We start from the raw sequence: 12,987 nt of genomic DNA on the forward strand, positions 1-12,987 counted from the left end.
AAAGTTTTGCAATTTGCAAAAAAGTTGGAAAATATGACCGCTTGTTTTATATCCAGAGCTTATTCCTAGTTAGCCTGTCTGATTTTGTCGAAGGCAGATTCAAGATCGCTGCTGAATTGAATTTGCTGGATTTCGGTTACGGTTTTTTGTGAGCGGACTAGCATTCTCATCGGTTGAAATTGTACATTACAGAGATGAAGTTGCTGATGTGGCAACATATGTTGTACAAAACAGGTGAGGGCGTGAATGCCACCGGCGTCTAATACTGTAACGGCATCGCATTGCAGCACAATATGTTTAATTTGGTGATCGGTATGTACGGTTTTATTGTGTAAATCGGCAAAGAGGTTATCGGCAGCAGCAAAAAATAACGGGCCACTGATCCGATAAACCAATACATTATCCAAATCGGTTGGGTGAGCCATTTCAAAGGATTTCGTCATTTCTGCAATAGTACGGATAAATAGCAGGCTCGCCAGTAACACCCCTACTGTAATGGCAATTACCATATCAAATAATACCGTGAGGGTAATGCAAGTCAGTAAAACCGCAATTTCATTTTTACCTGAACGGCGGGTAAGTTGAATGATTTGTGGAATATCTGCCATATTCCAAGCTACTACCAATAATAGTGCAGCCATTGAGGAAAGTGGCAAATAGGAAAGTGCTTTAGCCAAAAAGAGTAGGGCAAATAAAACCAACAAGGCGTGAACCACACTGGAAATGGGGGAAACTGCTCCGGAACGAACATTGGCAGCCGATCTCGCAATCGCTGCTGTTGCGGTAATTCCTCCTAAAAATGGTGATGCAATATTACCTAAGCCCTGGGCTAATAGTTCGTTGTTAGAGTGGTGCTTGGTATCGGTCATATTATCGCACACTACCGCACACAGTAACGATTCGATTGCCCCCAGCATTGCCATTGAAAAGGCAGCCGGTAATAAGGCTTGAATAGTGGTTAAGTTCCAATCTATCCGATTTCCTTCCGCATTCGGAAGATTCCAAGGTAACACAAATTCAGGTAATACGCTTGGAATACCATACCCTGTGGAGCCATCAGAGAGTGTGTAGTGAAATGCTGAGCCGATGGTAGCAACGTTTTGTCCGAAATGAATCAGCAATAATGATAACAGCGTGCCGATAAAGACAGCGGGTAAATGCCCGGGAATGGGTAGTCGTAGCTTATGCCAACGGGTTAAAACCAACAATGTTACGATACCCACTAAGGTGTCTGCCCAACTTATAGTAGGCAGTGCTGAGAAAATAGCTTCTAGCTTGCCAAGATAGTGTTCGGGCATTTTTTCAATGCTTAAACCCAGAAAATCTTTGATTTGCAAGGTGGCAATCACGATGCCGATACCACAGGTAAAACCCAGTGTGACAGGTAGTGGAATATACTCAATTAACCGTCCTAATCGGAGTAACGCCATCAATACTAAGATTACCCCGGACAGCATTGTTGCCATTAGTAATCCGCTTAATCCAAACTGCTGCGTGACGGGGTATAGAATCACCACAAAAGCGGCTGTCGGACCTGAAATGTTAAATCGTGAACCACCTGTAAGGGCTATCACAATTCCGGCAACAATCGCCGTATATAAACCGTGTTGTGGCGGCACACCGCTGGCAATCGCCAATGCCATAGATAGCGGAATAGCGATAACCCCAACTGTTAAGCCTGAAATGATATCCCTGATTAAATGTTGTTTGCCATAACCTGCATTAAGTGCATCTTTTAATGCACTAAAAGGTTTGACCGCAAGGAAAGCATTTTTAGTTAAAAACCATTTATTTAACATAGTGTGTTTGAGAGAAGAGAATGTTTCACTTATTTTACTGCAATGAATAAAATTAAATTTGAGCTAACGCAATAAAAAGCAGGAAAGAGCAAATATATTAAGACAAGCGGTTGTTTTAGGCGAAAAATTTGCAAATGCAAATAATTAGCTGATTTTATCTTTAAAATAGCGTAAAATGCCGCTTTAATTTGTACTACTATAGTAGTGCATTTGTTGTGATTTCATTGACTATAATAAACAAATGGACAGTCTTATTCATTTTTTGAGTGCCTTTTTAACTAATATCACTTGGATTGGGGCGTTAGAGCTGGGCTTAATTTATGCCCTTGTTGCCCTTGGGGTATTAATTTCTTATAAAATTCTGGATTTTCCGGATCTGACCGCAGACGGTAGTTTCCCACTAGGCGGAGCGGTGTGTGTGATCGGCATTTTAAACCAAGTCGATCCTTGGTTGGCAACCTTATACGGCACGCTTGCCGGAGCGGTAGCCGGTATGGTTACTGCAAGTTTGCATATCGGCTTTAAAATCGAGAAATTGCTTGCCAGTATTTTAATGATGATCGCACTCTATTCGATTAATCTACGCATTATGGGAATGCCGAATATTGCGATTTTAGGCGAAACCACGATTTACGATGTAATGCCGATTGAAAGCGATCTACAGTTAGCCTTAGTACGATTAGTGATGGCATTGCTGGTTGTTATTATCGTAAAAGGTTTGTTTGACCTCTTTTTTGCGACCGAAATCGGTTTGGCGGTTCGGGCAACCGGCACCAATAGCCGAATGGCGAAAGCACAAGGCATTGCAATTAATAAAATGACGATTTTAGGGATGGCAATTTCCAATGCGTTAATTGCGTTAGGTGGTGCTTTGTATGTGCAAAGTAATGGTGGTGTCGATATTTCGATTGGAGTAGGAACTATCGTGATTGGCTTGGCGGCGGTGATTATCGGTGAGGCGATTTTTTCGGTAAAACGGATTATTTGGCTTACCTTTGCAGTGATTATCGGTTCGATTCTTTACCGTTACTTCATCGCACTGGCATTAAATAACGAAACCTTAAACGGCATTGGCTTTGGACCACAGGATCTCAATTTAATTACGGCGTTATTGGTGGTGATTGTATTAGCGGTTCCTCGAATTAAACACAAATTGCTCGGTAAGCGAGGTTAATATGATTGAACTCAATAACTTATTTATTACTTTCAACAAAGGGACTGCGATTGAAAACCCTGTGCTGAGAGGCTTATCACTAAAAGTTGAGCAAGGCGAATTTGTGTCCGTAATTGGCAGTAATGGGGCGGGTAAATCGACAATGCTCAATGCAATTAGCGGCGATTGTTTGGTTGATAGTGGCGATATTATTATTCAAGGCAATAAAGTCAATAACACTACAACCTGGCAGCGAGCAAATCAAGTCGCCCGAGTGTTTCAAGATCCGATGGCAGGCACCTGTGAAAGTTTAACGATTGAAGAAAATATGGCGTTAGCTTATCAGCGTGGTGGTAAGCGAGGTTTAGGTTTTGCGATTAAACGCCAAATGCGAGAGTTATTCAAAGAAAAACTATCTCTTTTGGGATTAGGCTTAGAAAACCGTTTAACCGACCAAATGGGGCGGTTATCAGGTGGACAACGCCAAGCCGTTAGTCTTTTAATGGCATCGCTTAAGCCTTCTAACATTTTATTGCTTGATGAACACACAGCAGCGCTTGATCCGAAAACCACCGATTTTGTGATGGAGCTGACGAACAAAATTGTTCGAGAGCAAAAATTGACTACGTTAATGGTAACGCACTCAATGCGACAAGCCTTAGATTATGGAGATAGAACGGTAATGCTCCATCAAGGGCAAGTGGCGTTTGATGTTTCGGGCGAGCAACGGCAAAAAATGGACGTGCCGGATCTGTTACAACTGTTCCAACAAAGTCGCCACGAGCAGTTGAGTGACGATGGATTATTACTCGGCAATTAATTTTGCGATCTGCATCGAAAAAATGAACTTCTCCTTTTGTATTTGGCTTTCAGATTTTAAATAATAAGCCCAAAAGGATGTATTCAATGTTAAGTATTTTCAAAACTCCGGTAGAGAAAGAAACGCTAGACGATTGGGCTAAAATTTCGGTAGATGTAGCGAAAGTTGCGATTTTGGCAATTCCTGTTATACTTTTTGGCAAAGAGCCAACGCTGATTAAATTGACTAACTCAGCATTATTAGTATTGAGTATTTATGTTTTTTTGACACTTGGGCGAAAATTGCGGCAGCTAAAGGAGGTGTTGTGATGGAACTAGGTTGGAATTTAACTCTAGGTTTGCTAATTTTAAACGTTTTTGCGTTTGGTTGGCTTTATATTATTAATCGGATTTCTAAAGAACAATTATCTAAAAACCAATAATTTTTACTTTTCACAAGCGGTTGTTTTTGCAAAATATTTTGCAAATTCGACCGCTTGCCTGTTTTTAAATGACAAAATACGACGATAACATTCAGCACGCATTTAGCGACAATGGGCTGCTTAGCCAAAATATCAGTGGATTTCGCCCACGCCAAGCACAGCTTGAAATGGCTCAAGCGGTCGCAAAAGCGGTAAAATTTGCGACACCTGTGGTGGTAGAGGCGGGGACCGGCACAGGCAAAACCTTTGCTTATCTGGTGCCGGCACTACTTTCAGGCAAGAAAACCATTCTTTCGACCGGTTCTAAAAACCTGCAAGATCAACTTTTCAACCGAGATCTTCCCACTATTCAAAAAGCCCTAAAATACAAAGGCAAAATTGCGTTACTCAAAGGACGGGCGAACTATTTGTGTTTAGAGCGTTTAGATCAAGTGACCGCAATGGGTGTATTGGGGGATAAATCCGTTCTTGCCGATTTGAAAAAAGTCAGCAAATGGCAAAATGCCACTAAAACAGGGGATTTAAGTGAATGTATTACCATTGCCGAAGATAGCCCGATTATACCGCAGTTAGTCAGCACCACCGAGAGTTGCTTAGGCTCGGATTGCCCGCATTTTAAAGATTGTTATGTGGTACAAGCCCGCCGTAAAGCAATGGAGGCGGATGTAGTCGTGGTAAACCATCACCTATTTTGTGCCGATATGGCAGTAAAAGAGACCGGTTTTGGTGAGTTGATCCCTGAAGCTGAACTGGTGATTTTTGATGAAGCCCATCAACTGCCGGATATTGCCAGCCAATATTTCGGGCAATCGCTTTCTTCCCGCCAATTATTTGATATTTGCAAAGATACCAATATTGTTTACCGCACTGAACTTAAAGATCTGGCTCAATTAGGTAAAGCGGCTGATCACTTGATGAAAGTGGTACAAGATTTCCGATTACTGATGGGCGGAGAAGGGCAGATTCGAGGCAATTTGCGAGATTTATTTCGTGATAAAAAAGTGATCGATGGCTTGGTAAAAGTGGCTGAGAATATCGACTTTTTGAGTGAAGTGGTAAAAAAATCGCTGGGTCGGTCGGAAACGTTGGATAAAATTTTCGAGCGGTTGGCAGAAGTCAAAATTCAACTTAAAAAATTAATGGATACCGGTGTGACCGGCTATTGTTATTGGTATGAGGCGAATGGGCGATCCTTTGGGCTGCATATTACGCCGCTTACGGTGGCAGATAAATTTGGCGAGCAGTTGAAGAACCAGCAAATTGGTTGGGTGTTTACCTCAGCCACACTCGAAGTTGGTGGCAAATTCGATCATTTTTGCCAACGGCTAGGCATCGAAAATGCGGAGCAGTTGGTGTTACAAAGCCCGTTTGATTACCAAAATCAATCTTTACTCTGTGTGCCTCGCTACTTGCCGGATACTAATAAATCCAATACCTTAACTGCTCTCGGGCAATTATTAAAACCGGTGATTGAAGCAAATAAAGGACGTTGTTTCTTGCTTTGTACTTCCTATTATATGATGCGGGGTTTAGCCGACTTTTTACGCGAACACAGTTCGCTAAATGTATTGTTGCAAGGCGAAACCAGCAAAAGCCTGTTATTGGAAAAATTTGTGAAAGAAGATCACAGCGTATTGGTGGCAACCCAAAGTTTTTGGGAGGGGATTGATGTGCGGGGCGATGATTTATCGTTGGTGATTATTGATAAATTGCCTTTCACTTCACCAGACGAACCGTTACTCAAAGCCCGAATGGAAGATTGTAAAATACAGGGCGGCGATCCGTTTAACGATATTCAAATTCCGGAAGCGGTGATTACCCTCAAACAAGGCGTAGGGCGTTTAATTCGTGATGTGACCGATAGAGGTGTAGTGATTATTTGCGATTCCCGTTTGGTGATGCGAAATTATGGGCAAACTTTCTTGAAAAGTTTACCGCCGTCTAGACGCACCAGAGATTTGGGGAATGTTATTCAATTTTTGAAACAAAAATAGGGTTACAAGCGGTCAGATTTCTGCAGATTTTTGCAAAAAAACGGATAAAAATAACCGCTTGTTGAGGAGTTATATGTTGTCTACATTGCTGCGTATGGTTGCTTCTTTGGCATTGTTATTTGTGATGCTTTATTTAGGCAAGTTAATCGTTTATCTATTCCCCATCGGGATCCCGGATAGTATTTTAGGTATGCTTATCTTATTCGGCTGCTTGGTTATCGGCATTGTTAAAGTGGAATGGGTGATACCGAGTGCGAAACCGCTCACACGTTATATGACGCTATTTTTCCTACCGATTTGTGTCGAACTCATCGAACATCTTGATCTGTTACGCCAAAATCTGAACACGTTTGTGTTGGCAACGGCATTAAGCACCTTAGTTTCTGTGGTAGCGATTGGGCTGTTTGCACAGTGGATTTTTCATCACAAGAGAGGGTAAAATGAGCTATCTTTATACTGTGTTGACGGTAATCATGTTTATTGCCGGTTTGAAAATCAGCCAAAAACTCAAGAGCAGTTTTCTGAACCCTTTCTTAATTGCTCTCGCTTTGCTAATCGGTGTATTACTGATTTTTGATATCCCTTACCGAGACTATTATCAAGGTAATTCCCCCTTGAATAACTTACTTGGCGTTTCTGTTGTAGCACTTGCTTACCCTTTTTATGAACAATTACCTCATATCCGCAAAAAATGGCGGCAGATTGTCGTGATTTTGCTGTTTAGTACCCTAATTACGATGATAACCGGGATTGGGTTCTCATTGTTGTTTGGAGCAAGCCAAGAGATCTTAGCCGCCATTTTGCCTAAATCGGTATCAATGCCAATGGCAATTATTATTACGAATGAAATTAATGGAAATGTTGCAATCGCAGCGGTTGGGGTGATGATCGCAGGCTTAGTGGGATCTATTTTAGGCTTTACACTTCTGCGCCTGGCAAAAGTAAGAAATGTGATGGCGATTGGGTTAAGTATGGGAGCTGCTTCCCACGCATTAGGCACGGCAAGATGCTTAGAGCATAGTATGAAAGCCGGTAGCTATAGTTCTATCGCATTAGTGGCTTGTGGTGTGCTGTCTTCTATATTTGCACCTTTAATATTTAACGTTATCGTCACGTTATGTTACTAAAAACAGTGAAATCTCAAACCTTATTTGGTAACTGGCTGAAATCAAGGTACAATACCGTGATTTTTCAATGAAAATAGAGAATTATGCAAGAACAAATAACACAAGAAAAAGATCTTTCTACGCTTAAAACCTTTAAGCGTTTATGGCCGACTATCAGCCCGTTTAAAGCAGGGTTGATTACAGGGGCAATCGCTTTAGTATTAAATGCTTTGGTAGATTCCGGGCTTATCTATCTCCTAAAACCCTTGCTAGATGAAGGCTTTGGGCAAGCTAATAATGATTTTCTAAAATTGATGGCAGTGCTTGTTGTGGTGTTTATTTTAGTTCGTGGTATTACTAATTATACTGCCAGTTACTGTTTAGCTTGGGTTTCAGGCAAGGTGGTTATGACATTACGCCGCCGCATTTTTCAGCATTTGATGTATATGCCGGTGAGCTATTTTGATAATAACCCGACAGGGCGTTTGCTCTCTCGTGTGACTTACGATACCGAAATGGTAGCAAGTTCTGCTTCTCATTCCTTAGTGACTATTGTGCGAGAAGGGGCGTATCTGCTTTCGTTGTTTGTGGTGATGATCTATACCAGTTGGCAGCTTTCCATTGTACTCTTTATTATGGCTCCGATTATCGGTGTATTAATTGGCTTTGTATCAAAATATTTCCGTCAATTAAGCCGTAATATTCAAAACTCAATGGGGGAGCTTACTGTCACGACAGAACAAATGCTTAAAGGGCATAAGGTGGTACTTTCCTTTGGTGGGCAGGAAATTGAGAAAGCTCGTTTTGACCGAGTCAGTAATGATATGCGGCGTAAAGGTATGAAAGTCGTTTCTGCTGATGGTATTTCTGACGGTGTGGTGCAACTTATTGCCTCTTTTGCCTTATCTGCAGTGCTTTACGTTGCGACCTTTCCTGAGGTGATGAGTGAGAATTTAACTGCAGGTTCATTCACAGTAGTGTTTTCTTCGATGATGGCAATGTTACGCCCTCTAAAATCACTCACCAATGTGAACTCACAATTCCAACGTGGAATGGCAGCTTGCCAAACATTATTTGAATTTTTAGATTTAAAAACTGAAAAAGATCACGGCTCAATCTCTGTTGCTAAAGCAGAAGGCAATGTGGAATTTAAAAACGTGAGCTTTAGTTATGAAGGCAAAGATGAAAAAGCATTAAATAATATTTCTTTCACCATTCCTAAAGGCAAAACAGTAGCATTGGTTGGGCGTTCCGGCTCGGGTAAATCAACCATTGCCAATTTGCTTACCCGTTTTTATGATGTGACTGACGGTGAAATTTTGCTTGATGGCATTAACATTCAAGATTACCGCTTAAAAAACTTAAGAGAACAATGTTCAGTGGTTTCGCAGCAGGTGCATTTATTTAACGACACTGTTGCCAACAATATAGCCTATGCTGCCACCGATAAATACACTCGAGAAGAAATTATTGCCGCTGCGAAAGCTGCACACGCAATGGAGTTTATCGAAAAATTGGAAAATGGCTTAGACACGGTAATCGGTGAAAACGGAGCAAGTCTTTCCGGTGGGCAACGACAACGCTTGGCAATCGCACGTGCATTACTGCGAAATTCGCCGGTTCTGGTGCTGGATGAAGCTACCTCTGCATTAGATACGGAGTCAGAAAGAGCGATCCAATCTGCACTTGAAGTGCTACAGAAAGATCGTACGGTGCTGGTTATAGCACACCGGTTATCAACGATTGAAAAAGCAGATGAAATTTTGGTGGTCGATCACGGAAATATCATCGAGCGTGGCAGCCATACGGAATTGTTAGCACAAGGTGGGGCTTATAAACAACTCCATAGTTTACAATTCGGAGCCTAATTTGTAGGGGAGAAATATGTTTCTCCCCAATTAATGATAAAAACAGGGCGAAAGATTTTTCGACCCTACAATAATATTTAGACACTATGAAAAAACTGACAAAACTTTTATCTCTCAGTGCTTTGCTGGTTTTAACTGCCTGTAATTCGGTGTTAAATGCACCAACAGAGGTGCAACAACCAACAGTACAAATTCCGCATAACGATCCACAATGGCAGCAGCATTTAGCGAAACTAAGCCAAATTCAAGGCTATACCGCAACAGGGCAATTTGGCTATATTTCACCTGAAGAGCGTTTTTCTTCCCATTTCAAGTGGCGTTATACTAATCCAACCCAATTTAGGTTAGAGCTTTCCTCGAATCTCTCGACTAAATCACTGAAATTAGAGCGTAATAAACGGGGCTTAACGGTTTCAGACAGTGAGGGTAATAGCCGTTCTGACCGTGATGTTGATGCGTTAATGCAAGAGATTATCGGTGTTTCGTTTCCTATCGATCAGTTTTCCTATTGGGTAAAAGGCTTGCCTGAAAAAGATGGCAACTATATTGTGAATGAAAAACGCCAGCTGTCGCAATTTAGTTATCCTCTTAATGGCACGCTTTGGAAAGCAAGCTATGTGGAGTATCACGAAGATCGTGTACCAAACTTACCGAAGCTGATTGTGCTTGAAAACGGCACTCAGACATTGAAGCTCCGCATTGAAAAATGGGCGTATTAATGAAGAAAGTCACCTTACCCAGCCCGGCAAAATTAAACCTGTTTTTATACATTACCAATAAGCGGGCAGACGGTTATCACGAGCTACAAACGCTGTTTCAGTTTTTAGATTTTGGCGATGAAATTGAGATTGAGATCACAGAAAGTTCAGAGATTGAATTAATTAATCCGGTAGAAGGGGTGGCAACTGAGGAGAATCTCATTTACCGAGCAGCAAAACTTTTGCAAAAAACGACCGCTTGTAGGCAAGGCTGCCGTATTGGGATTAAAAAAAACCTACCGATGGGCGGAGGTGTTGGTGGTGGATCTTCTAATGCTGCAACAGTATTAGTCGGTTTAAATCACTTGTGGAATACCGAGCTTTCATTGGAAAAATTGGCAGAATTAGGCTTAAGTTTAGGGGCTGATGTGCCGATATTTGTTAGAGGTATGGCTGCTTTTGCCGAAGGCGTGGGGGAGGTGTTAACCCCTTGTGATCCACAAGAAAAATGGTATGTAGTGCTAAAACCAGAAGTGTCGATTTCAACCGCAGCGGTGTTTACCGACCCGAATTTACCTAGAAATACTCCAAAACGCCCCTTAGCCGAATTATTATCTTTACCGTGGGAAAACGATTGCGAAAAAGTTGTACGAGAAAAGTATTCTGCGGTTGAAGATCTTATACAAGAATTGTTACAATATGCCCAGTTTAGGCTAACAGGCACAGGTGCTTGTATTTTCGCCGAATTTGAAACAAAAGCAGAAGCCGAGCAGGTTTTTGCACATAAACCGGAAGCCGTCTTCGGTTTTGTGGCGAAAGGGCAAAATATTTCGCCATTACATCAAATGTTATTCCAAATCTAACCATCTTAACCTTAAGGATCAATCCATGACAGATATTAAACTGTTTGCGGGCAACGCAACTCCGGAACTTGCTAATCGTATTGCAAAACATCTTTATACCTCATTAGGTAATGCAACAGTTGGTCGTTTTAGCGATGGTGAAATTCAAGTACAAATCAATGAAAATGTGCGTGGAGGCGATATTTTTATTGTGCAATCCACTTGTGCACCAACTAATGATAATTTAATGGAATTGATCGTGATGGTAGATGCGCTTCGCCGTGCATCAGCTGGTCGTATTACCGCAGTGATTCCGTATTTCGGTTATGCACGCCAAGACAGACGAGTGCGTTCAGCCCGTGTGCCAATTACCGCAAAAGTGATTGCTGATTTCTTATCTAGCGTAGGGGTAGATAGAGTCTTAACCTGCGACTTACACGCAGAGCAAATTCAAGGTTTCTTTGATGTGCCGGTAGATAACGTATTTGGTTCCCCTGTGTTAATCGATGATATTTTGAAAAAATCCGATTTGGTCAACCCTATCGTGGTTTCTCCAGATATTGGCGGGGTTGTTCGTGCAAGAGCGGTGGCAAAATTATTAAATGATACTGATATGGCAATTATTGATAAACGCCGTCCAAAAGCGAATGTATCACAAGTAATGCACATTATCGGTGATGTGGCTGATCGTGACTGTATTTTGGTTGATGATATGATTGATACTGGTGGTACTTTAGTCAAAGCGGCTGAAGCGCTGAAAGAACGTGGCGCCCGTCGTGTCTTTGCTTATGCCACACATGCAGTTTTTTCAGGCACTGCAGCACAAAATTTAGCGAATCCAGCTTTAGATGAAATTGTGGTAACTGATACTATTCCACTGAGTAATGAGATTAAAGCATTAAATAAAGTACGTGTTTTAACATTATCCGGTATGTTAGCAGAAGCAATTCGCCGTATTAGCAATGAAGAATCCATTTCAGCAATGTTTGATGCCTAATTTATGAGATAAAAACCCAGTCGAAAGATTGGGTTTTTTATATCTATTCACTACTATATTTAGTTTAAGATAATTTGTATGTATTCCCTGATTCGTAAATTACTTTTTGCACTAGATGCGGAAAAAGCACATCAATTCTCTATTCAGGCACTTGCTTTAGCCGGAAAATCGCCTTTTTCGATTCTGCCAACACCCGATAATCCGACCCAAGTAATGGGACTCACGTTTAAAAATCCAATAGGGCTTGCAGCCGGAGCAGATAAAAACGGTGAAGCGATAGATGGTTTTGGGAAATTAGGATTTGGGTTTATTGAGGTTGGGACTGTCACCCCTCTCGCTCAAGACGGAAACCCTAAACCAAGGCAATTTCGTATTGTAGATGCAGAGGGAATTATTAACCGCAATGGATTTAATAATAAAGGCGTTGATGTTTTAGTCGAAAATGTAAAAAATGCAACCTATAGTGGTATTTTAGGTATTAATATTGGAAAAAATGCGGTTACACCAATTGAGCATAGCTTTGATGACTACCAAATTTGTTTGCGTAAGGTTTATCAATATGCGGATTATGTGGCGGTAAATATTTCATCACCTAATACCAAAAATTTGCGCAGTTTACAATATGGTGAGGCATTAGATGATTTACTACGAAACCTCAAAAATGAGCAGGCACAACTTGCGCAAAAAATGGGGAAATATCGACCGCTTGTCTTAAAAATTGCGCCTGATTTAACTGATGAAGAAATAGCTTCCGTGGCCGATAGCCTTGTTCGCTACCAAATTGATGGGGTGGTTGCCGGCAATACTACCTTGTCTCGTGAAAGTATTGCCGGATTACCGTATTCGGAACAACTGGGTGGATTAAGTGGCAAGCCATTACACTCATTAAGTACAAGGTTAATTTCAAAATTATCTGCCGAGTTGGGCGAGAGAATACCAATTATAGGTTGTGGGGGAGTCCATTCGTTAGAGAGTGGGCAGGAGAAAGTGAATGCAGGTGCTAGTTTATTGCAAGTCTATTCCGCAATGATTTACCAAGGACCATCATTAATTCAAACCTTAGCCAAACACCTTCAGCTGAACAGTTAGGGATAGATTTCTAGTTAAAAATGATTGGTTAGGTTTATTTCTGTCATCTTAGTGGAATGGATGGCGGTATTAGCTATCTATCAAAAATAGACAAAATTGCCTATTTTTGCTATCTTGCACTGCAAATTTATCTACAAAATTTAAACAAATTTTATAAAATTATATAAAAATCGTTTAAAATCAAATAGATAATAAGTTTT

General features: G+C 41.2%; 12 protein-coding genes. 11 read left to right on the top strand and 1 reads right to left on the bottom strand.

Annotated elements, in window-relative coordinates; genetic code table 11:
• Positions 1-65: 65 nt before the first annotated feature.
• A complete protein-coding gene (gene dauA, locus ACJ7Z2_RS07465) occupies positions 66-1,799 on the bottom strand; it encodes a C4-dicarboxylic acid transporter DauA (protein ID WP_409499859.1) in 1,734 nt (577 codons plus the stop codon).
• Between the two features lie 241 nt (positions 1,800-2,040).
• On the opposite strand from dauA, the gene ACJ7Z2_RS07470 reads away from it, so the two are divergent.
• The 11 genes from ACJ7Z2_RS07470 (at position 2,041) to pyrD (ending at position 12,787) form a co-directional block, all read left to right on the top strand.
• Complete coding sequence (locus ACJ7Z2_RS07470) at positions 2,041-2,973, top strand: ABC transporter permease (RefSeq protein WP_409499860.1); 933 nt, start codon at positions 2,041-2,043, stop codon at positions 2,971-2,973.
• Between the two features lies 1 nt (position 2,974).
• The gene (locus ACJ7Z2_RS07475; RefSeq protein WP_409499861.1) at positions 2,975-3,772 is read left to right on the top strand and encodes an ABC transporter ATP-binding protein; all 798 of its coding nucleotides are present in this window, start codon (positions 2,975-2,977) and stop codon (positions 3,770-3,772) included.
• An 86-nt stretch (positions 3,773-3,858) separates the two neighbouring features.
• On the top strand, positions 3,859-4,080 hold the full coding sequence (locus tag ACJ7Z2_RS07480; RefSeq protein ID WP_409499862.1) for a hypothetical protein: 222 nt from the start codon (positions 3,859-3,861) through the stop codon (positions 4,078-4,080).
• A gap of 181 nt (positions 4,081-4,261) precedes the next feature.
• On the top strand, positions 4,262-6,187 hold the full coding sequence (locus ACJ7Z2_RS07485; RefSeq protein ID WP_409499863.1) for an ATP-dependent DNA helicase: 1,926 nt from the start codon (positions 4,262-4,264) through the stop codon (positions 6,185-6,187).
• Positions 6,188-6,260: 73 nt separating this feature from the next.
• Positions 6,261-6,626 carry a CidA/LrgA family protein gene (locus ACJ7Z2_RS07490; RefSeq protein WP_409499864.1) on the top strand — a complete coding sequence of 122 codons (366 nt, stop codon included), beginning with the start codon at positions 6,261-6,263 and terminating at the stop codon, positions 6,624-6,626.
• Position 6,627: 1 nt separating this feature from the next.
• Positions 6,628-7,314, top strand: coding sequence for an LrgB family protein (locus ACJ7Z2_RS07495; protein WP_409499865.1), 687 nt, complete (start codon positions 6,628-6,630; stop codon positions 7,312-7,314).
• Positions 7,315-7,397: 83 nt separating this feature from the next.
• A complete protein-coding gene (gene msbA / locus ACJ7Z2_RS07500) occupies positions 7,398-9,161 on the top strand; it encodes a lipid A ABC transporter ATP-binding protein/permease MsbA (RefSeq protein ID WP_409499866.1) in 1,764 nt (587 codons plus the stop codon).
• Between the two features lie 86 nt (positions 9,162-9,247).
• Positions 9,248-9,880 (top strand): lipoprotein insertase outer membrane protein LolB, encoded by a 633-nt coding sequence (lolB, locus tag ACJ7Z2_RS07505; protein ID WP_409499867.1) that lies wholly within the window; start codon positions 9,248-9,250, stop codon positions 9,878-9,880.
• Positions 9,868-10,722 carry a 4-(cytidine 5'-diphospho)-2-C-methyl-D-erythritol kinase gene (ispE, locus tag ACJ7Z2_RS07510; protein WP_409499868.1) on the top strand — a complete coding sequence of 285 codons (855 nt, stop codon included), beginning with the start codon at positions 9,868-9,870 and terminating at the stop codon, positions 10,720-10,722. Before lolB ends, ispE begins: the two co-directional genes overlap by 13 nt.
• Positions 10,723-10,747: 25 nt before the next feature.
• The gene (locus tag ACJ7Z2_RS07515; protein WP_006250220.1) at positions 10,748-11,698 is read left to right on the top strand and encodes a ribose-phosphate pyrophosphokinase; all 951 of its coding nucleotides are present in this window, start codon (positions 10,748-10,750) and stop codon (positions 11,696-11,698) included.
• 78 nt (positions 11,699-11,776) lie between these two features.
• Positions 11,777-12,787 carry a quinone-dependent dihydroorotate dehydrogenase gene (gene pyrD / locus ACJ7Z2_RS07520; protein ID WP_409499869.1) on the top strand — a complete coding sequence of 337 codons (1,011 nt, stop codon included), beginning with the start codon at positions 11,777-11,779 and terminating at the stop codon, positions 12,785-12,787.
• Positions 12,788-12,987 lie beyond the last annotated feature (200 nt).

The sequence above is a fragment of the Mannheimia glucosida genome (genome assembly GCF_046267875.1).
Taxonomy (GTDB): Bacteria; Pseudomonadota; Gammaproteobacteria; order Enterobacterales; family Pasteurellaceae; genus Mannheimia; species Mannheimia glucosida.